Here is a 25,872-nt window from a genome sequence, read left to right on the forward strand (position 1 = left end):
TATAAATCCTCCTTTGGTAATCCTCTTGTGTAATCGATTACACACCCAAGAAAAAAATAATAGCAACATTTAGGGAATCGATTCCATATAAGTGAAAAAATAAAAACCATGTAAGCGGTTTACATTTTTGTTAAAAAAAGAGAGAGATGTGTGTGTAATCGATTCCATATCGCTTGTTGATTTGTACTATACACTATCTCTCTTAATCAGTCTATAATTTTGCGTAATTTTTTTTCTGGTATTTTTACCCTGCAACTGTTCAAGCAGCAATTCTGCTGCTTTACTCCCGGCATCTTTGTTGAAATAATCGATAGTCGTTAATGACGGAGTAATATACTTCGACATGACTGCTGCTCCAATACCAGTAATGGCGATATCTCCCGGAATGCGGAAACCCTGTTCTTTCAAATATTCCATGGCACCTATTGCCATACGATCGGTAACCACAAATGCTGCTGTTGGCGGATTTTCTCGGTTGTTATTAATGATTTGTTTCATACTTTCGTAACCGGATTCCATACTGAAATCACCGTAACTGCACCATTTTTCTTCAACGGTAATCCCGGCTTTCTTCATCGTATCCATAAATCCTTTTTTTCGAAGCACACCAACCGCTGGATCTTCTTCCCCGACACCGATATAGGCTATTTTTTCATGGCCTTTTTGTAGAATCATAGTTGTCATATCTACCGCTGCGTGGTAATCATCATAAACGATGGAAGTGACCCCAGGAAGTTCCTGACCAAGGGAAATGAAAGGCAGTTTCGACTCCTCAATCGCATGCAGCAACCGATCGTTGACGTTCGTTGCTAATAAGATAATGCCATCAACATGGCGGCTTTGGAGCAGTCGGATATACTCAATTTCTTTATCATGATTTAATTCGGTATCTGTCAAAAGAATCTGGAAGCCTTCTTTGGAGACTACTTCATTGATGCCTCCCACCACCCGGCTGGCTGTTTCCGTACTGATTTTAGGAAGGATGACTCCGATGACACCGGAACGTTTGGTACGCAATGATTTAGCGGACACACTAGGAATATAGCCCGTTTCCTCTACTACTTTCATAACTCTTTTGCGAGCCGATTCACTGACGTACCCATTATTATTTAACACTCGACTGACCGTTGTGCGTGATACGTTTGCCATTTTTGCAATATCATTGATCGTTGTCATAAAACTTTTCCTCCATACCAATGGAATCTATGTACATATTATTGCAAATACACCCGAATGTCCATCACAACAACACACCCCGGGTCCTCCAGATTCTGGAGGACCCGGGGTGTCCAGTATTAAAAAGCAATTTTCTCTCCATCCAGCTCAATTACACGCTGGACCGGTTCCTGGAGGGGAGCACGCCCGTCCATGTATGCATCTTCCTCATACAAATTTTTAATCTTCACTTTCCCTATAAACACAGTAGACTCCCAGGTAACCATCGTAACTTCAAATTCCTCTTTATCAGCAAATAACTGCTTCGTTTCTTCCGTTACAGCAGCATGATTCACCATAACAAACCAATTCTTATTATTTTCTTCATGAACAACCAACAAGCCATGGTCAAATACTAACGGGTCTCCATTCGGCATAAGGATTGTTTGTAGTGAAAACGACAATGACATCCGTACCATCACTCCTTCTCCCTAACCATTTCGACAGATTCCGCCTAAATCCTCTCCTTCCATTTTCATATTTTCGTCTTACCTAATTTCTTAAAAAACTAATACATTTATCCCATCAATTGATACACACTGTTATGCTGATCGATAATACCATGTATATACTCAAAAAATATTCTACAATATTAATTATTTACCAGTTGTAATCTGTCGAAAAAATTAATATGACAAATATAAAAAATTCGTTTATGATAAAATAATACTATTCCATTTTAAAAAAATTATAAAGGAGCATTCAAATGGCAAAGGGTAACAAAAAATACGATTATGACCTCAACCAAGTCAAACAACTCCTCGAAGAATCAGACAAAAACTACCGCCAGATTGCTGCAGAAACAGGCTGTCCCTACTCCAATGTAGTTTACCATGGTCGAAAAATCCGTGGAAAGCGATACAAAAACAATGTACAGGAAATGGTGTCCTTCGTAACCTCTGAAGATAAGGCAAAAGTATCAAGTGACGTGCAAGTAAATACTTCAAAGGTCACTGAACAAAAACAAAACAATATCGCAACGCCTTCTTTTGAAATTACAACAGCTAATCTATCTCTTGAACAAGCAGAGGCAAAAGCGAAAAACATGATCGAAGCAGCACGCGTGCTCGGTGTCGACAAAGTAACGTTGCAGATAAGCAGCCATGATGAAAATTAGAAAACAGCCGATGGTTTAATACCGTCGGCTGTTTTCTAATGTTTTTATATTCCGTGATTCATATACTGCCATCTGTTCAACAGTTCATCCAAAGCCTGGGAAACTGAGACGAGCTGAGGGTCGGAGGGATTGTTCTTATATAGCCCGTACATCTTTTGTCTTAACTTTTCAATTTCAACTTCCAGCTCTGCTGGTGCTAACATTTCCGATCCTCCTCTTTTGAATTTCACTAATTTTTTTGAATTATTCAGCATTTTCTTCGGACTCTTCTTCTAAGTCTCCGTTTTGGTCATTCTCCCTCTTTTCTTTTTCCTTTTCATCCTCTTTATCTTTTTCCAAGTTATCTTTTTCTTCCTCAGTTAAAGGACCATCATCGACCACTGTTTCTTTTTTATCTTCTTCTTTTTGCACAGGATTTTCTTCTTTATTCCCTGTATCAGTATCTTTTTCTTCCTTATTTTCTATCTTATCTTCCTCAGTGGATTTCTTCCCATTATTTTTGCTTCTATCAGGATCTGTCGATGAGGATTTATTTGAATTACCAGAATTACTAGAACTGGCAGGTATGGAAGTCGAGCCAGAACTTGAGGTGCTCGTTTCTGAATTAGTAGTAGTGGTATTTGATTCCCATGTGGAAGTTCCATTAGACTCTTCTTCTACTATTATTTCACTCTCTTCCTCTACGCCCTCCTCCAACAGAGTATCTTCAGTTTCTAAATTTTCTCCAGAAGTTTCTTCTTCCTCATCAACAAAAAAATCTTCATCAATTATACGTGTATGTAATTCATAGTTGTATTCTTTTTCCCTATGTATATTTGCTTCACGTGGAAGTTGATAATTTGACTGGGCCGTTAGAACTGTCCGCCCATCTTGAATGCTTTTGACAATAAAGAAACTGCTAACCACCAGTCCAATTGTCAAGAAGACAGTTGCCACGATAGCAACTGTTTCTTTATTCATTTCCATTAACTTTCCACCTCCTTTTCAACTCTATTATAACCTGTCTTAATAGATAATGCTTTTATCTTATATTTCGACAGAATTATTAAAAAGTTAAGTTCCCATTCAAAATGAAAGGCCAGGCGTCAAATTCCGCCTGACCTTGATGCTGAATTATTTACTTTTTTCCTTTATCTCCCGGAAACTCATAGAAGAATTTAGCTGTAATAGAGCCATCTTCATTTTGCTGGATGTCAGTGACATGGATGCCGGAATCAGCTGGTACAGGATTATCTTCTCTCCAGAAGTAATAGGATCCTGAATGAACATTTCCTGAATTCGGAGTGATTTGATTGCCAGTAGTGAAGAAGTCAGCTTCGTCACCACGGTTGTTATTACGCTCCAGGTCATACTCTCCATCTGCCTGCAATACGGACAATCCATAATGCGTGATTAACGTTCCATCAGAAGCTGTTGCCGATTGATTGTACTGGAAGCGTTTGTTCATCCAATTTTCAACGTTGTTTGGACGTAAACCTGCTGTCTTATACTTATTGATGACATTTTCATCAACATGCCAGGCAACCAGGCCTTCCGCGTTTTCACCAACACGTGCCAGTCCTTTGTTGAAGCCTTCCTGCTGTACATTTTCAAATAGGAAATACTCGGTGCCGTTAGAGCCCGGTACGTCCATCTTTACGACATCTTCGTATTCGTTAACAGGTCCAAGTGTCAACTCCTTGACGCCATCTTCTGGTGTAACTTCTTGCGGCTCCAGCCAGCCTAAGAACATTTTAGAAAATGGATCAAAACCGGTCGGTGAATTTCCGGAATAAGCGGCATCATTTGGATAACGCATCCAGGAACCACCCGCCATCATGGAGAAGTTTCCGACGCCTTCTGAAGTGTATTCTGTGTCATAGAAGTCAGGTAACCCAAGGGCATGGCCAAATTCATGAGCGAATACCCCTGGTTGTGCCGGATAAGGTCCAGCTTCTAGTTCTTCTTTGTATGTGTCGTTTGCAAAGTCATAACCAGCTACATTTCCTCCGATTGCCGGTTCGACTGTGTAGTTGTTAACGACTACGCCATCATAAGTCAAATCTTCTTTAATAGTTTTCTCTATCCATTCATCCATAGTCAAGCCTTCTTTTTGATTTGCGGGGACCCCATCATCATAATATGGACCATAATACAATGCACTGAGCACACCCCATTTATGTGACCAAATTTGAGCAGGATCACGACTGAATTCGGCCCCTGTTCCTTCATGGACGACAAAGATATTCGGAACTTCTCCGTCTTCTGCATATTGAGAGAAGTCTACATGAGGGTCAGCTGCTTTCAAGAGATCACGCACCAATTCACCCATGTGAGCATCTGCGTTCGCATTCCCATTTACATACGTTCCGCCATTAGCATACTCACCAGTCTGATCAAGGTAATAGGAAGCTCCTCTTGGCAATTCAACCCAGCCGATATCGGTCATATCGTCATATGTAGTCAGTTCGACTTTATCATAACTGGATTCTTTATAAATGTTTTGCATGGTACTGTTTGTTGGTACTTTTTGTCCTTCAAACTCGGCATATTCCTTAAATTCTTCCAGCTCATAAGGGTTATATTCATCCCCGAAAATGAGATCATTCAAGTACTTAGCTGGCACTGGCTCATCCAGTGCCCCTTTCGGCTGGTCGCCATCCTTATATTTGGCTAACAGAACAAGCACCGGAACTTCTCCTTCTGCTTTTTCGTAAGCTACATGGTCTCCGGCAGCTTGTTCAAATTTTGAACCTTGATTGGCAAACTTTTCAGCTGGGTCATGTTTAGAAATATCGATACCAGCTTCTTTCGCCTGTTCAGCCAGTTCCGGTGTGGCCGGAACATAATGCGCTGGTTCCAGGTTATAATCATTGGATGCCTGTACATCACTTACCCCTCCGCCAGCAAGCCCTGTCGTCAGTCCAGATACTAACAACAAGGAAGCAGCAGCGGATGATAGAAATTTTTTGTTCAACATTCTTTGTTCCTCCCCCAAATTTCTAGTTGCTTCCAGTTAATTATAGAATATTCAGAAGATTTATGATACAGAATATGACAAAATAAGCATGATAGACTACCATTACTTGTTAATTCTACAAATTCCGACAATCAGTAACGGACCCTTTTATCCATAGGTTGTCAGTAGCATATCTACAATGTCCTATATTACAAACAGTTCTATAGAATCAGTTATCTAAAACAAAATACCCCCCTTAAAGAAACAATATCTTCAAGGCAGGCAAATGATTATTCCTCCTATTCTTCAATTCGATATTTTTGGTGATAATAATCTTTATTCTTGTTCCAGTCTTCCAATGTTGTTTCAAACACCTTATTATCCTGATCATCAAATACTGAAACGGTACCCTTTTGTTTTTCTACGGTATAAGACGGTGCTTCATTTGCACTTGTTTGTTGGATTGCATCCATGTCGATCTCTTCGATAGTTGCTGCCGCTCCATCCGTAGGCTTTACACTCTCTGCGGCTTCTTCTATGTACTCTTCCATCTGTTTTGTCTCTTGACTGTATGGCGTGTCCGCTCTTTTCACTTCAAACATAGCTGCGAACGTCAATCCTATCAGTAAAAAAGGTAAAGATAAAAATATTACTTTCTTCAACGGGATCTCTCCTAACTTAAAGTTGCCTGGCTAATTCCACGTTAATTATATGAGTGAAAAACAACGCCTTCAATATAATCCTGTAAAATGAATACCCCTATTACAGAATATAAATATTTCTTACTAACCTATGTAATATATTTAATATTCTCTTAATCGATTTCTGGATTTTTATTTATATTTTTTTATTTTCTGGAAGAAAGTTAGTTTATAAACCCGATTTTTTAAATATAATCTGGCTATTAATAGAAGCAGAGGCTTTTATACTACAAAAACTAATAGAATAGCTTAGCTGATCTGGATTTCTTTGCTAAGGATGAAGAAAAGCGGCGATAAGAATTCCCTTTAACTTTCGCAAACTAAAAAATCGAGCAGGAAACTCAATGAGTTTCCTGCTCGATTAAATGACTTTAAGATTGATAATCCTCTATCATTCCATTAACTTTTTGTACTTCTTCATCCGGGACAATCAAATAGTAGATTCCCCCGATGTTCGTCCCACTACCCTGCATTTGATAGGTTTCTGTATTTTTGCGGGCACTTCGATAATCGGTTCCTAGTTTTCTCATATCAGAAAAGTCCATGTTGGTACTTACATTAGAACCAAGTACGTCCATGATATCGCCAATTTTATTGACGCCGCCGATGCTGGCACCTTTTTCGATGACCCCTTCGATGACTTGACGCTGTCTTTCATTACGTCCGGCGTCCCCCTGAGGGTCATTTTTTCTCATCCTTACAAAAGAAAGAGCTTCTTTCCCACTCAAATCAAGCTGTCCTTCCGAGAACGTAATGCCGTCCTGTTTGAACGCCATATTATTATTGACGGTAATTCCTCCTACAGCATCAACAAGCTGTTCGAGGCCTTCCATATTCATCCGGACATAATAATCGAGTTCGATATCGAGGAAGTTTTCTACTGTATCAACGGACATATCACTGCCACCAAAAGCATAGGCATGGTTAATTTTATCCTCGGTACCTCTACCTACAATCTCGGTACGTGTGTCCCGTGGGATGCTGACCATTTGCATCCGGTCATTGTCCGGGTCAAGCGTCAGGACAATCATCGTATCCGAACGGCCTTTATCATAGTTTCGTTCATCGACCCCAAGTAATAATATATTAAGAGATTCTTTGCTCTCTACTTTTTTCTTTGTAAGATCATTATCAATAGAGGAAACAGGTTCATGTAAATCTTTATCGACTGTGTTTTTCACATTACTATAAATTGAAAAAGCATAGGCTCCCACTCCTATTAAAATCAGAAGCATGACCAGTAAAGTGACTTTCCACCACTTGCCTTTTTTCCGCTGCTTTTTCTTTTGATCTTTACGACTTCTCATTCGTCCACCTCATTAACTAAATATAAAACCACCATTACATTATACTTAATTAGTCGAATCTTGTAAAAGCAATAATCCATTTTCTGGAGGACCCGGGGTGTTTATTTTCTATCGAATTTACCCATACTTGTGATAATACTATTTGAGCTATGGTGGGTGGGGTGAATAATGAATAAGTTAAGAGGGATGCTGGCACTGGTATCGTTTATGGTTGTCCTTGCTTCTATTGGAACTTTACTATTATTAATGGTAAAGATGCCGGAAGAAGCAGGCAATGAGGGTCAGAACAATCTCCTGCACGAAGAAGTAAAACAGATAATTCAATGGGATGAACCAATTACAGAAAAGCCATTCAGAAGCCTTCATTACGAAGACAAAGCACTAGGGGAAGAAATTACGAAAGAAACCATTAAAGATAATTTCGAGCCGAAATTTGAAGAGTTGGAAAAGCAAGTCAACTTGCAGGTTGACCAACTCATTCAGGACGCGGTAACTGATTACCAGGAACAAATCCAAAGCGGTAAAGAAGGATCGCTTATCCAGCTCTACCAAAAATATACGAAAGCAGCGCAGGAATTGGAAGATAAGACGGATGAAGCATTTCTTCAAATCTATAACGAGTATCAAGAAGAATTGAAAGTCAACGGATATAGTACCACCGATGCTGATGATTTAAAAGCACAATACGAAGAAACAAAGGAAACCATCAGGTCCAATCTCCTACGCGAAGTCGCCAGCAGAAACTAACGCAAATACCCCGGGTCCTCCAGATTTTGGAGGGCTCCGGGGTATCTTCATTTCAAAGTAGTAAATAGGCGATTGGTGTCACGATGATGATGGTGAGAATGGTCCGTTCAATCCAGATGACAATCAGCTTCGGTATACTGACTGGAATTTGTGTGGATAGTATACATGGGATTAACGCTGAGAAAAATAGAATAGCCGAAACCGACAATGTTCCAATGACAAATTTAGTGATCATTGGCGCTTCCGTCACAAGTAGTGCGGGCAAGAACATTTCCGCTATCTCAATCGCAGAAGCTTTAGCGGCAAGCAACGGTTCCGGAACTTGCATCAATAAAGTGAATGGATAAAAGATGTAACCTAAAATATCAAATACAGGCGTAAATTCTGCCAACACTAATCCCAGCAGTCCTACTGACAGAATCGAAGGCAAGATCGCCATCGTCATGATAAAACCTTCTTTCAGATTCATCCAAATATTTTTACCTATGGATGGCGATTGTGCCGCTGCCTCCATGGCCTGAGACCAAGCGGCTTTTATTCGATTCTTTTTTATCACTTCCTCGGGATTACCTTTCCCATCTACATAGGAATCACTGATTTTGTTCAATGGCCAGATACGAACGGTAATAGCAGTCACTAAAAAAGTGACGAACAATGTAACCCAAAAGTACGTATTCCATATTTCCATTAAGCCTAGCGTTTTAGCAACAACAATCATGAATGTAGCAGATACAGTGGAAAATCCAGTCGCAATGATGGTCGCTTCTTTGACCGTATACTTCCCTTCTTTAAAAACACGATTGGTGATTAGGAGGCCAATCGAATAACTACCGACGAATGAAGCAACCGCATCAATCGCTGAACGGCCAGGTGTTTTCCAAATCGGACGCATAATAGGCTGCAGCATGACACCGATAAACTCCAGCAGACCGTAGCCGACTAGCAATGCGAGAAAGACTGCACCAATAGGGACAAGAAGTCCAACCGGGATTACCAGTTTTTCAAATAAGAACGGGCCCATGCTTGGGGCGAACAGCCAGCCGGGACCAAGATTGAAAATAAGCATAGCAGCAACGGCCACACCAAGAACTTTAAAGAAGGATAGAGTTATATTAACTGCGTCTTTATTCCAGGATTGATTATAAAAAGGGTAAGCCGCTCCTAACACGATAACTAAAAGAGCGTAATAAGGAACTAAACTGCCGAATGATGTCTGAATGAAGGTAACCATATGATCGAGTGGTATGGATGAGGTTTCATTGATGGTGATCGGGATAAAAAATGTAAATATACCAATCAAGCTGAAAAGAAAGAACTTAAGTATAGTAGTTCCACTCGGAGATTTTGGGGTCTCCTGGATATTCATATCCTTTTGAACGTTTTCCATGCCTTCAGCCTCCTATTGTGTGAATTAAATTTTGGTGAAGGAAGAGCGAGACTCACTCTCGCTCTTCCTTCACCGTTTACAATATCCCGTTAAAAAAGAAAGCATCACATGTACAGCGCTTTTCACTGCCATCTCACCAACATCCTTTCTCGGATCGAGACAGACGATATCCATTGCTTTCACTTTTGGGTGCTCACCGGCAAGCTGTACTGCTTCGAATAATTCTTCGGTATACATCCCTCCCGGCGTTGCTGCGGGCGCCGCAGGATTGTGTGAAATGTCGAGAACATCCATATCGACGGTAAGATAAATTGTATCCACCTGACCTGATAATTGCGCAAGTGCACTGGTCACCACTGCAGCCATGCCTTTTTTTCTCGCCTGCTTCATCGTCGTATAATGCAGCCCAACTTCATCAGCGTAATCTTTTAGTTCTTTGGCATTGAAAAATCCATGGAGACCGATATTATGGACATGCTTTCCTTCAATAGTTCCACTTTCAATTAAATTGCGAATCGGTGTTCCATTGGCAGGCCCCAATTCACTCAGATCCCGCAAATCGAAATGGGTATCGAATTGCAGAACCCCCACCGTTTCTTCAGGATGAGCCTCTTTCCAACCTTTCACCAGCATCGCTGTAATGGAATGATCTCCACCCATCGCAACAGGTATCGTATGCGGATGATATTTCCTCATAGCAGTCATCGCTTCACTGATCTGCTGGTGAGTGTAAGCAATATCGGTTACATGCTGTTTGACGTCACCTAAGTCAACGGCCTTCAATCGGGCAAGGTCAATAGCTTCATCTAAATTATAAGTACCGAAGGATTTCCATACTTTTCGCATCGCATCCGGGTTTTCGCTGGCAGCGGATGTACTGATTGATGATTTGGAAAGTGGCACCCCAAAAATCGTGACATCGATCTCCTTCCAATCAGGTTCTTCATCGCCAAGTGTTTCAATCCATTCATGAACTTTAAGGTCAGCCTGCTTATCCGTTTGTTTCGTCCAAACCATGCCTGGCCTGTCGAGCATTGGATAAGGATAATCCGTCATTGCAGCTGCCCTCCCACAACCAGCGGCTTGCCTGCTTTTACGACTGTATCCACATGATTCATGCCATATTGATAAGACAGCACAAGGTAATTCGGCACATCAAAAATAGTTACATCACCTTTTTTACCAGGCTCCAGGCTGCCGACCTCCCCTGCTGCTCCTATCGCATGGGCAGCATTAATCGTTGTTGCCGTTAAAACTTCTTCCGGGGTCATTCCCATTTTCAGACATCCCAGGTTCATGATGAATGGAAGCGAAATCGTTGGAGAGGACCCTGGATTGGCATCGGTCGATAAAGCGACAGCAACTCCGCCATCGATCATCTTTCTGGCCTCAGCAAACTCTGCCATCAGGAAAAACGCAGTACCTGGCAGCAAGACACCTACGACCTCTTTTTCCGCCATGTCTTTGATGCCCTGATCGGACGCTTTCAACAAATGATCGGCTGAAATCGCCCCTACTTGTGCGGCGAGTTCAGCTCCACCGTATGGTTCAATTTCATCGGCATGAATTTTCGGAATCAGGCCATGTTTATTTCCTGCTTCCAGAATTCGTTTCGATTGCTCCGGTGTGAAAACGCCTCGCTCACAAAAAACATCATTGAAGACGGCCAGTTTACGCCGGGCCACTTCCGGTATCATTTCGTTGATGACCCTGTCAACGAACGGCTCCGGATTATCTTTTTCATCCATTGGCACCGCATGGGCGCCCATAAAAGTGGAAACCACATCAATTGGATGATCTTCATCCAACTGCTTTGCTACTTCTAATTGCTTCAGTTCATGTTCCAGCGTAAGACCGTAGCCGCTTTTCGCTTCAACAGTAGTCACCCCATGCAGCAAAAACTGATCGAGCCGCTTCCTGGATTCTTCAAATAATTGTTCATGCCCGGCTGCCTGCGTTGCCCGCGTTGTTGCGTGAATACCGCCACCGGACTGCATGATTTCCATGTACGTTTTGCCTTTCAACCGCATCGCATATTCATTTTCCCTTGTACCGGCATGGACAAGGTGAGTGTGTGGGTCAATCAACCCAGGTGTGACGACCTTCCCTGTAGCATCTATATGCGAATTCGTACCGATCAAGTCTCCATAATTTTCGCTGAGTTCTTCATCAGGTCCTATTGCCACAACTTTCCCATCTTCGATATAGACAGAGCCATTTTCAATTATTTCTAACTGCGCCATCGCCTCTTGTTTCGCTGGCTGATCGTTATGACCGGCCATCGTAATCAATTGGGCTGCATTGGTAATCAATAATTTTTGTGTCATAAAGCTCTCCCTCCAGTTACTTTTTTAGCATTGGTATATGAACGCCTTTTTCTTTCGCTGTCTTTTCCGCGAGCTCATAGCCTGCGTCAACATGTCTCGCTATCCCCATTCCTGGATCTGTTGTTAATACGCGTTCCAGTCGCTTTTCTGCATCTTTTGTGCCATCAGCAACAATCACCATTCCGGCGTGAAGAGAATAACCCATTCCGACACCGCCGCCATGGTGGACACTTACCCAGCTGGCACCACCGACACTGTTGATGAGTGCATTCAGAATTGGCCAATCAGCTACAGCATCACTTCCATCTTTCATCGCTTCTGTTTCCCGGTTTGGTGAAGCGACAGAACCGGAATCAAGGTGATCCCTTCCGATGACGATCGGTGCCTTCAACTCCCCAGTCGCCACCATGTCATTGATGATTTTTCCAAATTTCGCCCGCTCTCCATAACCGAGCCAGCAAATCCGGGAAGGGAGACCCTGAAAGCTTATTTTCTCCTGTGCCATCCGGATCCAGTTGCACAAGTGTGTGTTATCACTGAACTCTTTTAAAATCACTTCATCAGTTTTATAAATGTCTTCCGGGTCACCCGATAATGCTACCCAGCGGAAAGGCCCTTTCCCTTCACAGAATTGCGGGCGGATGTAAGCAGGGACAAACCCTGGAAAATCAAAGGCATTAGTAACCCCTTCGTCCTTTGCGACCTGGCGGATATTGTTACCATAATCAAATGTGACTGCACCTTTACCCTGCATCTCAAGCATCGCTTTGACATGGGCGGCAATACTCTGTGTTGAAAGCTTGATGTACTCCTTTGCGTTTTCTCTTCTTAAACGGGCAGCCTCATCCAGCTCCATGCCCATGGGGACGTACCCATTCAACGGGTCATGTGCGGAAGTCTGATCTGTGAGTACATCTGGAATGAAGCCTTTCGCGATCATCTCCGGTAAAATTTCAGAAGCATTACCGAGAAGTCCAATGGACATGGCTTTTCCCTGGGCACGAGCTTCCTCTGCCATCCGGATCGCTTCATCAAGTTTGTCAGTTGAAGTATCCAGGTACTTCGTATCCAGGCGCCGCTGGATACGATGCGGGTCCACTTCGACAGCAATACAAACACCACCATTCAAAGTAACTGCCAGTGGCTGGGCACCACCCATGCCACCCAGTCCTGCCGTCAAAGTAATCGTGCCGGACAGCTTTCCATCAAAATGCTGGCGGGCACATTCTGCAAATGTTTCATACGTTCCCTGGACAATTCCCTGGCTGCCGATATAAATCCAGCTTCCAGCCGTCATCTGACCGAACATCATTAATCCTTTTTGATCGAGTTCATGGAAGTGATCCCAATTCGCCCAGGCAGGCACTAAATTAGAGTTGGCAATCAGCACTTTCGGGGCGTCCTTATGAGAGCGGAATACTGCAACCGGCTTTCCGGACTGGATCAGTAATGTTTCATCTTCTTCCATCGTCTTTAATGCCTCTACGATTGCATCGAAGCTCTCCCAGTTCCTTGCTGCCTTTCCAATCCCCCCGTAAACAACCAGCTCATCAGGGTTTTCTGCTACCTCTGGATGCAGGTTGTTGCTCAGCATACGCAGTGCTGCTTCCTGTATCCAGCCTTTTGTATGCAGTTCGGTTCCCCGATACTGCTTCACTCGTCCCGATTTCGTATCACTCATCTCATTCATCCCCTCCTGAATTATCTTTAATTAAAGCTTAGCAAGGAGAGGAAAAGGATAATAGATAACTAACTTTAGAATAAGGATACTTTGTTATTAAAAGGATAAATAAACATTGTTAAACGCTTTCATAAAATAGCATTAATTTTAGCTAAAGATAAAAATAACCACCCCAGGTCCTCCAGATATTGGAGGGCTCCGGGGTGGTTTATACTTTTATGTTCCGATATTCCCGTGGGGTTTTACCCGTCATTTTTTTAAAAACACGACTGAAATAATTAGGCTGGTTGAAACCGACCTCACCAGCAATTTGCTGGATATTTTCATCTGTCGATTCAAGCAATACCTTCGCCTTCTGTATGCGTACCTGTAATAAAATTTCCCGAAAAGTCTGGTTATATTTTTTGGACAATAAGTGACTGAAATAAGCAGGACTACGGTTGATATAACCAGCCACCTCACCTAGCGACAGTGCCGGATTCCTATAATGTTCTTCTATATAGGAAAGCGCAGCTTCTCCTACATTTATAATCGCCCTTTCCGATTGCTCTCTTAGTGTATGAATCAGTTCATTGATGAAAAGGACCATTTCCTGGACAATTCTGTATAAAACCGGACCATATAAAATACTACAAAACACCTGTTTATAACGAATATCCCTGTCAGGCGAGTCCAGCCCTTTGCGGATCATGAACCTACGCACTTGCGCCAGAATGCTAGTCAGCCTGGTCCGGAGTAAGCCGGGATTTGGGTAAGGGGCTCTGAAATCCAAAAACTCCCGATATAACCAGGATTTAATTTCATCTACCTGCCCATAATCCAGATGGTGGACCCAGAAACGTTGTTCATCCATCGTTAAAAACGGGTCCATATCACGCCACAGATATTTTTCTTCATACCTAAGCACTTGTTTATATCCAGTAAAAAAAGTAGCTTCCATTACCTTGCGCAGCTGTTGGTAAATACTATGGATCGATTTCCCGTTATTTTTATCATGAACAGCGACTGCCACTGGCCCACCATTGTTTCGCTCCCATTCACTTAGAAAACGCTGCGCTTGTTGAAAAGGTTCTGGTAATTGCTCGTGAAAGACAAGTGTGATTTGGTCCGTCGTCGAAAATACGGTCGGAGCATCATAAAAATCGAACTGTACAATGAAATCTCGCAAGTTATTTAGCTGCTCCCCATATTCCGGCCTTATTAAATATACCGGGTGCGGATAAGGAAGGTCGCTTTCAATAAAAAGATCTTCATAAAAGATAGTATGAGTATGTATTTTCGGGTGGCTATTATCCTCTTTAACTGCCAGCTGGCGACATCCCTGCTGAATGGTATTCTTCAAGCGGGAAGGTGATAGGGGCTTTACTAAAAGGTCGACGGCACTGATTTCAATTGCCTGCATGGCACGTTCAAATGTTGGTTCTATGGTTAAGGCAATAGTTATACCGGCATGTCGTAGAATAAACTTTTTTACGATTTCCCACTTTCCTTCAGGAATCATATCAAGTTCTATACATAATATATCCGGCTGTTCACTCTCAAGTATATTCAATGTTTCCGCTAAGTCACCGGCTTGCTTGATATCGGATATAGGAAAAGAATATTTCGATAGCAGCCATTCGATGCCGGAAAGCTCCTGGCGATCACGATCAGCAATTAACAACTGGTACATAAGCCACCCTCCTTGTCTTTAATTGTAACGTAAACACCCCGGGTCCTCCAGATATTGGAGGACCCGGGGTGTTAAAATTCAGTGTCGATTTCCCAGGAAATAAAGTATTTTTTGTTTGATTGTGTCATCCAATCATTTATTTATCTTCAACGACAATATAAGTTACTTTGATCGGTCCATGAACACCGACAATCAGGTTCATCTCAATGTCGGCACTATTGCTTGGTCCTGTGATGAAGCTGACACAGGAAGAGACTTCGTGCCCTTGCTGATTCGCTTCATGGATATGTTTTGCTGCCTGGGTTATCCGCGGGACGATTGTGCTTTTTGGAATGACGGCAATATATGTTTTAGGCAGAAGGCTGATTGATCTTCCATTGCCTTTATTATTGAACAATGTCACAGTCCCGGACTCAGCTAAGGTCACATCACTGAATGTAATGCCAACATCCGCCCGTTCTGCGAATACTTGATTCTCTTTTCCTTTTGCAGCATCCCAAATGTGAACTTCCAACCCTGTGGCATCGAGCTGCTGATATAGACTGTCCAATTGGTATTCGGAATTACGCTCATCATCAGCGGCTATAACCGCCCTTCCCTCGTAATGATCAATTGTTTCCCGTAGTACTTTATCCAAACCAGCTGCGCTCGTTTTCCGAAAATCGGTATGGATGACTTTACATTGTTTTTCTAGTACATCCACTATTTCATCCTGTGTGGCCCCTTTAAATACTTCCCATTGAGGACGGACACTCCATTCCGGACGCTCTACTCCTTCCGTCCGACGGCTTCTTCCAAGGTTCTCCGCTAAGTTATCCAGGAAAGACTCTCTATTTTGAATGGTCATCAGGATTCATCTCCCTTCTTACGGGATTTATACCACGAACGGAACGACTGCTTGCTTGGCGCCGGGAAGTCACGGACATTCGTCCAGCCTTTCATCGGTCCCGGACCATTTTCAATTTTTTCGTCCTTCGTCCATGGTTTCAAGGCGGTACGTGCCATTTTTGTACTCATCTTATAAGCGGCCGGGCTGGATCCCCATTTTGCAAAACCTTTCATGGCAAGCTTTTCACCTTTGGAGGCTTTGTTTTCCTTTTCCACGATGATTTGACGATGTCTGATCAAATGTTCATGGAGAGGTATTTTCACTGGACACGCTTCTGTACAGGCTGCACATAAAGTCGAAGCATAAGGCAGCTCTTTATGGTCGTCATACCCATCAAGCAGTGGCGTCAAAACCGCTCCGATAGGTCCAGGATAAATCGATCCATAGGAATGGCCACCGACATGGCGATACACTGGACAGGCATTGATACATGCGGCGCATCGGATACAGTGAAGAGCCGATTGGAACTCAGTTCCCAGAATTTTCGAGCGGCCATTATCTACGATTACGAGATGAAATTCTTCCGGTCCGTCCACTTCATCTTCCAAACGAGTACCGGTCAGTGAAGTGACATAACTGGTCAATTTTTGACCGACAGCAGACCTGGTCAATAAACTGACTAATACCTCAAGATCTTCCCATGTCGGTACCAATCGTTCCATCCCCATGACGCTAATCTGTGTATCGGGAAGCGATGTGACCAGGCGGGCGTTTCCTTCATTGGTTACCAGGGTTACTGCTCCTGACTCGGCTACAGCAAAATTACAGCCCGTGATCCCTATATCGGCCGACAAAAAGTCTTTCCGCAATTGTTCCCGTGCGAATAATGCAAGCTCTTCCGGTTTATCGGTTTTGTCATAGCCTTTTTTCGCAGCAAATGTCTCCCGTATTTGTTCTTTGTTTTTATGCAGGGCGGGTGTCACGATATGGGAAGGAGGATCTTCATCCAGCTGCAGAATCCACTCGCCGAGGTCTGTTTCAACTACTTCGGATCCTGCTTCTTCTAATGCCTTGTTCAAACCGATTTCTTCCGTAACCATTGACTTCGATTTTACAACTTTCTTCCCGTTCTTCTTCTTGATGACGTTCTGGATGTATTCATTCGCTTCTTCCGCAGTTTCCGCAAAGAAGACATTTCCGCCACGTTTCGAAACCTGGTCGCTCAACTGTTGAAGATAATAATCAAGATTTTCCATCGTATGGTTACGAATCTCTTCCCCAAGTGTACGCCAGTCTTCCCAGTTGCCCAGTTCTTCTGCCGCCTTCAGACGCCCACTGCGGAACCGGCCTTGCGCTGACGAGACAGCTCCTCGCATAAAGTCATTTTTGATGCCTTCCTGGATCCGGTGTTCAAACGAATTCGTGCCAATCCGGATACTCATAGAATCCCCTCCATTCTATTATTACTGATTAAGTATATTGGCGATATGCAGGACTTTGACAGACTGCCCGTTACGTGTCAGGCGACCGCCGATATTCATCAGACACCCCATATCTCCGCCGACTAAGTATTCTGCTCCTGTTTCTGTCACATGCTCTGTTTTTTCCTGTACCATCTGTTCCGAAATCACCGGGTTCTTCACAGCAAACGTTCCCCCGAATCCACAGCAGTCTTCTTTGACGGGAAGCTCGACAAACTCAAGTCCCTTCACATTTTCCAGTAATGTCATCGGAGCGTCTTTAACACCCAATAACCTGGTCATATGACAGGAAGGATGGTAAGTTACTGTTCCTTTAAATTTAGAACCGACGTCGGTCACACCCATGATATCGACCAAAAACTGGGTCAGTTCATAGGATTTCCCTGCCAGGTCATTCGCCGCTTCTTCCCATTCCGGGTCTCCTTTGAAAATGTGCGGATATTCATGAAGCATCGAGACACATGACCCCGAGGGGCCCACCACATATTCGGAATCTTGGAACGCCCGCATCATCTGTTTCATCGATTCTTTTGATTCTTTTAAATAACCACTGTTGTAAGCGGGCTGTCCACAGCAGGTCTGCAATTCAGGAAAGTCCACTTCACAGCCCATTTTTTCTAATATTTCCACCGTATCTTTTCCCACATCGCTCGACATGATATCACACAAACACGTAATGAATAAGGACACCTTCATGTCTGTCACTCCCCTATATTTAATAAAAGACGAATTAATTTCGAAACCTCCCTAACCGCCATGATAAAAAACAGGTCATCTGATGACTTATACAATAGAAAAGGCGGTATCTTTTTATTCGATATAATCCGCCAATGCCTGCTCTACGCCTACGAGATGGTCCAGCATATGCTTTTGCGCCAGATCAGTATCTCTTTGCTTGATTGCTTCGAAAATTTTCCAATGCTCTTCTAACAGCCTGGCTGTACTTTTTTCCGAATGCAGCCAATGCCTTCTCGTTTCCCTCATCGTTTCCATCATGATTTCGGAAACACTGTTCATCAGGTTGATCAGCATTTGATTATCGGTCGCACGAGCTATTGCCATATGGAACGCCAAATCAGCTTTCTCCCCAAGCTCTCCATTCCCTTTGGCTTGTTCCATTGCTTGGAGTGCTTCAACCATAGCCGATAAGTCTGCATCCTCATGTCTTTCGGCAGCAGAACTAACCGCCCCTGCTTCGAGAATCTTTCGTACTTCCAGCAGTTCTTTGACATCCTCGCGTTTCATGATAAGAGCCGCGGCCACAGGCAGTGAAAACCGGGAGGCATCAAATTCTTTGATATACGTACCTTCTCCCTGCCGCATTTCTACAAGCCCCATCGCCCGCATAGCACTGAGAGCTTCTCTGATCGCAGACCTGCCGACATCGAAGTTCTTTGCCAGTTTTTCCACCGAATCTAACTTATCACCAGGTTTCAGATCACCGTTTTTCAACATGGCAACCAATGAATCTGCTACTTCTTCATATATTTTTCGTGCACGTATCCGTTTATATTCCACTAGTTCTTCCTCCAACTGCTTAATACCTTTATTTTAATGGAAACAGAAGAAATTGGAAAGGTGAAGCTCATTTACAAAAATTGTATCAGAACAAATCCTCCGACACCGGCAAGTAAACCATATAACAGAGCCGGGCCTAAAGTCTTTCGGATAATGTCACCTTCTTTACCGGACAATCCGACGACTGCTGATGCCGCAACGACATTGTGTACACAAATCATGTTACCTGCTGCCGCACCAATCACCTGCGCCGATAGGACTACCTCAGAATTCAGTCCAGTTTGGTTAGCAATACTATATTGAATGGGCGAAAAGGTCAGTGTTGATACCGTAGCGCTCCCGGTAATAAAAGCACCTAATTCCCCAAGGAATGGGGCAACAAATATCCACATTGGACCGAACCCTTGAGCAAGTGCAAGTGCGATATATTGCGGCATGCTCAATAAATCATTCATATTCATGCCGGAATTTGTGAAAACCTGTACCAGGGCAAGCGTGGAAATTAACGCAAGTCCTGCATTTTTAATGGAATGGAGTGACTCTTTTGATGCTTTTGTAAAATTAGAAAAAGATTTCCGCTGAATCAGTACAGCTAAAATAGCGGCCAGTACCAGTACCGTTCCAGGTGAATATAAAAGCTGCCAGTCCGATGTAATACCCTCAATACCGAGTATATTGCTCCACGTAAGGTCGATCGCCCTCACCGTAAATTCTTTGACAACCGGAATAATCCGGGTAACTAACAACAATCCTACAACAACCAGATACGGAGACCACGCTGTAACCAGCCCCATCTCGGATTTCTTCTGTTCAGGTTTGAACCCTTCCTGTAAGGCATCCGTCCATTCTTCCTTCGGCAGCAGGAAACCCTTTTTAGCGGTAGCAGTAGCTACGATAAGTCCTGTCAGTGATCCTAGAATAGCAACGAATTCATGGCCGAACAGCGTAGCATACAGTAGTGCGGAAGCCGTATATGTAACTCCGATTAATAACGTCCATGGCAGCATAGCTGCAGCGTCTCCAATTCCTTTTCTTTTTCCAAAGAAAACAGTCAAAATAACAATTAGAATGAATGGAATGAAGGTCCCCGCGAACATATCCATCATAGCAATCTTAACACCGATATTTTGAAAGAACGGAATATCTGCCCCTGGTATGTTACTTAACCCTACTTGAATCGGCGTCCCTACAGCCCCAAACGAAACGCCAGGGCTATCTGCAATAAGCGCCAGGGCAGCAGCCGCCATTGGGTTGAATCCTAAGGCCACCATTAGCGGACCAGTTACTGCAGCGGGTGTACCAAATCCTGCAGCCCCTTCTATCAAAGCACCAAATAAGAAAGCGACAATGATTACCTGGACACGCATGTCACCCGAAATACTCCTAAATCCCTGGTTGATCCTATCGACCGCACCTGTATGACGAAGTGTATTCAACAGTACAATAGCCCCAAATAAAATCAATAGAATCGTAAAAGCTTTATGCGTCCCCTGTAAGATGGATGCGATGACAACTGACCCTTCCATCCCCCAAGTCGTAAGCGCTAACAAAATAACGATGATTGCACTGAAAAACATTCCTTTGAGCGCTGACATCCTTAATAACACCAGGAAAATAAATGGCGCAATGATGGCACTCAAAGCCACGAGCAGCAACATAGCTGAAAACTCCCTTCTGGTTGATTACTAGATTCATACTAAATCGTTTTCAAAAATATATAATCTTATGGTCATCTGATGACCTGTTAACTAATTTTATTCTAGACTCAGAAACACCAAAATACAAGCAATTTTTGAAAACACTTTCATTCCCTATTTTTGATCCTCGTTACTCTGATGCTGGTGGCACTATCTTATACGCCAGCCTGCTTGTAACCAGTCGAAACGTTTCGCAAACATAAAGAATAAATCATCTTCAGTAGGAAAGAATCCAAGTTCTCTTCATTACTTTCCTCACAGATTGTACCATCAATAGAACTACAACCTATTAACCATTTTGAATTTTCTGATTAATTTCCTATGAAACTCATTTACGGGTTATTTTAGATCCTGTATACTTTTAATCGAAACGTTTCACCAAACTACCTAAAGGAAGTGTTACTGTGCACAAAGTATTTTCGATTTTATTGGTGCTTTTATTAGGACTAACTGCAGCTTTACCCGCAGGAATATCTGCAAAATCCGAAAGTAAAGGAAAAGAAGCTGCTTTATCCAAACAATTGAAAGCGGTATCAAAGCAAACCTACCGTTACTTCGAAGATTTCACCAATGAAGAAACCGGGCTCACAGATGATGCTGTCAGGCTGGACGATGGCACAATTAAACCTCAAACCCATACGTCTCCCACCAATATTGGTATGTATATGATGAGTACGATTTCCGCTGAAGAAATGGGCCACATCTCAAGAGATGATGCAGTGGATAGAATTCAGACTACATTAAATACAGTAGAAGAACTGGAAACATGGAATGGGTTATTTTACAACTGGTATAACACCGAGGATGGATCCTTAATGACTGACTGGGGACAGTTCATTTCCACCGTGGATAATGGCTGGCTGTCTGCAGGCTTGATCGTCGTAGGACAAGCCTATCCAGAATTATACGAACAAACCAACAACATTGTAGAAGCGATGGACTATTCCACACTCTACACTCCGGAAGTAGGACAGATGAGAGGCGGTTATGATGTAGAAACAGAGAGCTACACCCCACACCATTACGGTGCTTTTTACACAGAACCCCGTGTCGCCAGCTACATTTCTATCGGGAAAAAAGACGTTCCAAGCGAACATTGGTGGAAGATGGAGCGAACCATGCCTGCCAGCTGGGATTGGCAATCACAGGAGCCTGAAGGCTATATGGTAACTTATGATGGTGTGGACGTATTCGAAGGGCATTATAGCTATAACGGTACGAAATATGTTCCAAGCTGGGGTGGCAGCATGTTCGAAGCATTGATGCCTCAACTTGTCCTGAAAGAAAAAGAGCTGGGTAAAAACGCCCTTGGCCTCAACAATCAACGCCATGTCGACATCCAGATCGAATATGCAAAAGAACAAGGGTATGATGCATGGGGCATGTCACCAGCAGCAACGCCTGAAGATTATTCTGAATTCGCGGCAACTCCGTTAGGTATGGATGGTTATGAAGCTGATGGCACGGTTACGCCACATGCCACTTTCCTTGCACTCGAATATGCGCCAATGGAAGCTCTTGAAAATATGAAAACACTAAGAGAATATGATATGTATGGAAAGTATGGTTTTCTTGATTCCGTCAATGTGGAGACAGGAGAAGTTACCGAGGCTTACCTGGCATTAGATCAGGGTATGACTATTGTTTCTATAGCAAATTACTTGAAGGATGGGGTCATCCGGGATTACTTCCATCAAGATGAAACCGGAAAATCGCCGGAGGAGCTACTAATAAAAGAAGAATTCTCAATTAAATAGAATGCTATTCCTTTAGCACGTTTAACAGAACCAAGTAAAAAGGCCAGAGACTCTAATTATAGAGATCCTCTGGCCTTTTTACATTATGGTTTTAAAATCAATTTTCCTTTTGTCTTTCTACCTTGCAGCTTTCGGTGTACTTCCGCAGCATCTTCGAGAGAAAATACCCCGCCGATTTCTAATCTTATTTGACCCGCTTCAATATAAGCTAGTATTTCTTTTAAACTATCAAGGAACAGGTCCGGCTTTTTCATGATTTGTGGCAGAAAAAAGCCAGTAACTGTCTGATTTTTTGCCATCAAACGAGATGGATAAAAGTGAGGCTGCTCTCCGCTTGCAACACCATAGATGACGAGTCTTCCAAAAGAGGCAAGACAATCAAGCGTCTGATGAAAAATGTCTCCTCCTGCCATTTCCAATGCGACATCCACACCTCTGCCATCATTCAGTTTGCGTACCTCTTTTTCCCATCCTGCTTTGGTATAATCGACAACCTCGTCTGCTCCGTATTCTTTCGCAAGCGCTCGTTTTTCTTCACTGCTTGCTGTTCCTATAACTCTTCCAGCACCGAAAAGCTTCGCCAGCTGAATGGCAAATAACCCGACGCCTCCAGCGGCAGCATGAATCAGAATCGTTTCTCCTTTCTCCAGCCGGCCCATCGTTTTGATAATATGATAGGCGCTCAACCCTTGGAGCGGGATGGCTGCAGCATGGTTTTCATCCACTCCATCCGGTATTGGAATAAGCCCGCGCTCATCAGCAACAGTGTATTCGGCATACCCGGTTGCCCGTTCATTCCCTATTAGCGTAACGACTCGATCGCCTTCTTTAAAATGCTGGACACCGGTTCCTACTTTTTCGATAACGCCTGCTACTTCTGATCCTGGTACATAGGGAAGTTTTGTTTCAACTACATACTGGCCTTCCCGCCTTGCCGTATCAGCGTAATTTACGCCGATGGCCTTTGTTTTTATTAATACTTCTTGCTCGCCAGGCTCTGGAATTTCCATATCAATCAGTTCCAATACTTCAGGCCCGCCGAATTCTGTGAATTGTATTGCTTTCATAATTACCTCCATATTCTCTATTACAGTTATAGCTCCCTTTAATTGAAGACTCAGTTTCGAGAGAAACTGTTTCCGTTACTGTAGTAAGTGTTTGGAGGTCCGGGAAATCACTCGCTTTCCATGGGTGTACGGTGAGCTTCCTCGGGCTAAAGCCCTGCGGGATCTCACCATGTACTATTCTCCCATTGGAGTCTCGCAATTTCCCGGACCTCCTTGCTTTGGTGAGGTAAACGGAAACGTCGATATGCAGTTCTTCAACCAAAGGAAGAGCTACTCATAAAAGCGCGTTTGTAACTTTCAACCTTGTGCATATTAGCGGAAGACCTCTACAGATATGGGAGGGTTCGTTTCTCCCATTCTTCAAATGGGGTGCTTGGTAAACTGCGAGACTCCCGCGGGAGAAGGATCTAGGCGAGATCCCACAGGGCGATAGCCCGAGGAAGCTCGCCAGTTCCCCCACAGGAAAGAAATGAATGCGTAATCGCCTTGGGAGACACGACACGCATAAGCAGAACAGCAAAAGGGAAGTGGTCTTTCTCCCGTTGATGGACTGCTTATGTCGCGAGTGTCTAGGCGATGAAGCTGGAAAGCGATTAGTTTCCCAGCCGCCCCTGACACTCTTAAGGTGAAGAACCGTAGATACCTCGAAATCAAGTCTTCGACTTTTTGGCTGAATAGGCATCTTATATTTTTTAAAGGGGCTATTGTTTCGCTTTGCTTACGGCTTCTTCCCGGATTTTCCGTCTAAGGATTTTCCCGACATTCGTTTTTGGTAGTTCACTTCTGAATTCTACGGATGAAGGAACTTTGTAGGCCGCCATATTGTCACGGCAATATGCGATTAGCTCCTCCTCTGTTGCTGATTTTCCATCTTTCAACACCACAACAACTTTCACGGTCTCCCCGCGATATTCATCCGGCACTCCAACTGCAACCGCTTCCTGCACGGCTTCGTGTTCGTAAAGGATCTCTTCAATGTTACGGGGGTAGATATTAAAGCCGCCTGCGATGATCAAATCCTTTTTCCGATCGAGGATATATAAGTATCCTTCATCATCGACACGGGCGATGTCCCCAGTGTAAAGCCAGCCGTCACGAAGGGCAAGCGTTGTTTCTTCCGGCATGTTCCAATAGCCTTTCATCACCTGAGGCCCCCGGACAATTACTTCTCCGGTTTCCCCTATCGGGACCTCGTCCACTCCGTTGCCGACATCGACAATTTTATAGTCAGTCGATGGTACACCTATTCCAACACTGCCAGGTTTTCGTTCGGCAAACATAGGATTGCAGTGAGTGACAGGGGCTGTTTCTGATAGTCCATATCCCTCATAAATACGGCCGCCTGTTTTTGCTTCAAAACTTCTCATCAATTCCTGAGGCATCGGCGCACTGCCGCTGTTACAGACGCGGATACTGTCTATGCCATATTGCTCTGCTTTCGGATGACTGGTGATGGCAACATACATGGTCGGTACACCTGGGAAGTACGTTGGCTGTTCACGCTTGATTGTTTCCAATACTTCTTCCAGCTCAAACCTTGGCAACAGAATCATACTCGAGCCAGAATGGATCGCCTGATTCATACAGACCGTCATTCCGAACACATGAAATAGAGGTATAACTGTTAGGTAACGTTCCTTTCCAGGTTCAATATCATCTTTAAAATATTCATGGGTCTGAATCACGTTAGCGACCAAATTCCGGTGAGTCAGCATCGCTCCTTTGGATCTGCCTGTTGTTCCTCCTGTATACTGAAGCACAGCGACGTCTTCCGCAGGATTGATTGCTACTTGTTTGGGAGGACCTGGCGCGGTTTGCAGGAAAGTGGTAAATTCGATTTCATCGTTTACCGGTTCATACTTTTGCGCAAAGTCTACCACGATGACTTTTTTTACTGGCGTGTTTTCTTTGATTTTTTCTAAAACAGGTACCAGCGGAGCATAAATCACAAGTGTTTCCGCTCCTGAATCCGTTAAAATATGCTCTAATTCCCGCCCCACCAGCATCGGGTTGACCTGTGTGACAACAGCTCCTGACTTTAAGGCTCCATAAAAACTAATGACATAGTGAGGACAGTTCGGCAGCATAATAGCGACCCGGTCACTTTTTTGTACTCCGCGATGCTGCAGTGACGAGGCAAAAGCCGCCACTTGCATACTTAATTCTTTATAACTGATCGTTTTGTTAAAAAAGGTGATAGCCGTGTTGTCGGGAAATTGCTCGACTGACCTTGTTAAAAACTCTGTAAGTGCTATGTCAGGAATATCAACTTCGCTCTTGATACGATCTGGATAATGCTTTTTCCATACCTTCTCCAAATATGTAACCCCCTATAATTTAGTGAAAACGCTTACAAAACAATCTGTATATACCTTCTTGCAGTTACTTCCAACTATATAATAATAGTTCAGAATATTCAATTAAAATAATC

22 protein-coding genes are annotated in these 25,872 nt (G+C 43.4%); 3 read left to right on the forward strand and 19 right to left on the reverse strand.

All coding sequences use genetic code 11. The features are described from left to right. Positions 1-186: 186 nt before the first annotated feature. Both ACGTNI_RS12085 and ACGTNI_RS12090 read right to left on the reverse strand, forming a co-directional pair. The gene (locus ACGTNI_RS12085; protein ID WP_394462711.1) at positions 187-1,176 is read right to left on the reverse strand and encodes a LacI family DNA-binding transcriptional regulator; all 990 of its coding nucleotides are present in this window, start codon (positions 1,174-1,176) and stop codon (positions 187-189) included. A gap of 119 nt (positions 1,177-1,295) precedes the next feature. Further along, positions 1,296-1,634 carry a hypothetical protein gene (locus ACGTNI_RS12090; RefSeq protein ID WP_394462713.1) on the reverse strand — a complete coding sequence of 113 codons (339 nt, stop codon included), beginning with the start codon at positions 1,632-1,634 and terminating at the stop codon, positions 1,296-1,298. A gap of 287 nt (positions 1,635-1,921) precedes the next feature. Here ACGTNI_RS12090 and ACGTNI_RS12095 point away from each other — a divergent pair, with 287 nt between their 5' ends. After that, complete coding sequence (locus ACGTNI_RS12095) at positions 1,922-2,332, forward strand: hypothetical protein (RefSeq protein ID WP_394462715.1); 411 nt, start codon at positions 1,922-1,924, stop codon at positions 2,330-2,332. Between the two features lie 44 nt (positions 2,333-2,376). On the opposite strand, the gene ACGTNI_RS12100 is transcribed toward ACGTNI_RS12095, so the two are convergent. From ACGTNI_RS12100 to ACGTNI_RS12120, 5 genes are all read right to left on the reverse strand, one after another. Then, positions 2,377-2,535, reverse strand: coding sequence for an aspartyl-phosphate phosphatase Spo0E family protein (locus ACGTNI_RS12100; protein WP_085505983.1), 159 nt, complete (start codon positions 2,533-2,535; stop codon positions 2,377-2,379). A gap of 40 nt (positions 2,536-2,575) precedes the next feature. After that, on the reverse strand, positions 2,576-3,298 hold the full coding sequence (locus ACGTNI_RS12105) for a hypothetical protein (protein WP_394462717.1): 723 nt from the start codon (positions 3,296-3,298) through the stop codon (positions 2,576-2,578). Positions 3,299-3,449: 151 nt separating this feature from the next. Further along, positions 3,450-5,291, reverse strand: coding sequence for a M6 family metalloprotease domain-containing protein (locus ACGTNI_RS12110; protein WP_394462719.1), 1,842 nt, complete (start codon positions 5,289-5,291; stop codon positions 3,450-3,452). Between the two features lie 278 nt (positions 5,292-5,569). After that, positions 5,570-5,932, reverse strand: coding sequence for a hypothetical protein (locus ACGTNI_RS12115; RefSeq protein WP_394462721.1), 363 nt, complete (start codon positions 5,930-5,932; stop codon positions 5,570-5,572). A 410-nt stretch (positions 5,933-6,342) separates the two neighbouring features. Next, complete coding sequence (locus tag ACGTNI_RS12120) at positions 6,343-7,278, reverse strand: LCP family glycopolymer transferase (protein ID WP_394462723.1); 936 nt, start codon at positions 7,276-7,278, stop codon at positions 6,343-6,345. Between the two features lie 168 nt (positions 7,279-7,446). On the opposite strand from ACGTNI_RS12120, the gene ACGTNI_RS12125 reads away from it, so the two are divergent. After that, a complete protein-coding gene (locus ACGTNI_RS12125; RefSeq protein ID WP_394462724.1) occupies positions 7,447-8,025 on the forward strand; it encodes a hypothetical protein in 579 nt (192 codons plus the stop codon). A gap of 52 nt (positions 8,026-8,077) precedes the next feature. Here the strand turns inward: ACGTNI_RS12125 and ACGTNI_RS12130 are convergent, their stop codons facing one another. The 10 genes from ACGTNI_RS12130 to ACGTNI_RS12175 form a co-directional block, all read right to left on the reverse strand. After that, positions 8,078-9,391 (reverse strand): YjiH family protein, encoded by a 1,314-nt coding sequence (locus ACGTNI_RS12130; RefSeq protein ID WP_394462864.1) that lies wholly within the window; start codon positions 9,389-9,391, stop codon positions 8,078-8,080. 90 nt (positions 9,392-9,481) lie between these two features. Then, complete coding sequence (locus tag ACGTNI_RS12135; protein ID WP_394462726.1) at positions 9,482-10,468, reverse strand: agmatinase family protein; 987 nt, start codon at positions 10,466-10,468, stop codon at positions 9,482-9,484. Further along, positions 10,465-11,739, reverse strand: coding sequence for an imidazolonepropionase (gene hutI, locus ACGTNI_RS12140; protein ID WP_394462728.1), 1,275 nt, complete (start codon positions 11,737-11,739; stop codon positions 10,465-10,467). The genes ACGTNI_RS12135 and hutI overlap by 4 nt, the downstream gene beginning before the upstream one ends. 16 nt (positions 11,740-11,755) lie before the next feature. Beyond that, entirely contained in the window at positions 11,756-13,420 is a 1,665-nt protein-coding gene (gene hutU, locus ACGTNI_RS12145) for a urocanate hydratase (RefSeq protein ID WP_394462731.1), read from the reverse strand. A 208-nt stretch (positions 13,421-13,628) separates the two neighbouring features. After that, a complete protein-coding gene (locus ACGTNI_RS12150; protein ID WP_394462733.1) occupies positions 13,629-15,092 on the reverse strand; it encodes a helix-turn-helix domain-containing protein in 1,464 nt (487 codons plus the stop codon). Between the two features lie 136 nt (positions 15,093-15,228). After that, complete coding sequence (locus tag ACGTNI_RS12155) at positions 15,229-15,939, reverse strand: LutC/YkgG family protein (RefSeq protein WP_394462735.1); 711 nt, start codon at positions 15,937-15,939, stop codon at positions 15,229-15,231. Beyond that, the gene (locus ACGTNI_RS12160) at positions 15,939-17,363 is read right to left on the reverse strand and encodes a LutB/LldF family L-lactate oxidation iron-sulfur protein (protein WP_394462737.1); all 1,425 of its coding nucleotides are present in this window, start codon (positions 17,361-17,363) and stop codon (positions 15,939-15,941) included. The genes ACGTNI_RS12155 and ACGTNI_RS12160 overlap by 1 nt, the downstream gene beginning before the upstream one ends. Positions 17,364-17,384: 21 nt before the next feature. After that, positions 17,385-18,098, reverse strand: a complete 714-nt coding sequence (locus ACGTNI_RS12165; protein WP_394462739.1) for a (Fe-S)-binding protein — start codon at positions 18,096-18,098, stop codon at positions 17,385-17,387. A 114-nt stretch (positions 18,099-18,212) separates the two neighbouring features. Beyond that, complete coding sequence (locus ACGTNI_RS12170; protein ID WP_394462741.1) at positions 18,213-18,920, reverse strand: FadR/GntR family transcriptional regulator; 708 nt, start codon at positions 18,918-18,920, stop codon at positions 18,213-18,215. A gap of 71 nt (positions 18,921-18,991) precedes the next feature. Continuing rightward, positions 18,992-20,578: an L-lactate permease gene (locus ACGTNI_RS12175; protein ID WP_394462743.1), complete on the reverse strand. Its 1,587-nt coding sequence runs from the start codon at positions 20,576-20,578 to the stop codon at positions 18,992-18,994. Between the two features lie 443 nt (positions 20,579-21,021). Between ACGTNI_RS12175 and ACGTNI_RS12180 the strand changes: the two genes are divergently transcribed. Continuing rightward, positions 21,022-22,374 carry a glucoamylase family protein gene (locus ACGTNI_RS12180; RefSeq protein WP_394462746.1) on the forward strand — a complete coding sequence of 451 codons (1,353 nt, stop codon included), beginning with the start codon at positions 21,022-21,024 and terminating at the stop codon, positions 22,372-22,374. A gap of 83 nt (positions 22,375-22,457) precedes the next feature. On the opposite strand, the gene ACGTNI_RS12185 is transcribed toward ACGTNI_RS12180, so the two are convergent. Both ACGTNI_RS12185 and ACGTNI_RS12190 read right to left on the reverse strand, forming a co-directional pair. Further along, a complete protein-coding gene (locus ACGTNI_RS12185) occupies positions 22,458-23,441 on the reverse strand; it encodes a quinone oxidoreductase family protein (RefSeq protein WP_394462748.1) in 984 nt (327 codons plus the stop codon). A 701-nt stretch (positions 23,442-24,142) separates the two neighbouring features. Then, positions 24,143-25,759 carry a long-chain-fatty-acid--CoA ligase gene (locus ACGTNI_RS12190; RefSeq protein WP_394462750.1) on the reverse strand — a complete coding sequence of 539 codons (1,617 nt, stop codon included), beginning with the start codon at positions 25,757-25,759 and terminating at the stop codon, positions 24,143-24,145. Between the last annotated feature and the right edge of the window lie 113 nt (positions 25,760-25,872).

It is taken from the genome of Thalassobacillus sp. B23F22_16, assembly GCF_043496955.1.
GTDB classification, from domain to species: Bacteria; Bacillota; Bacilli; order Bacillales; family Halobacillaceae; genus Thalassobacillus; species Thalassobacillus devorans_A.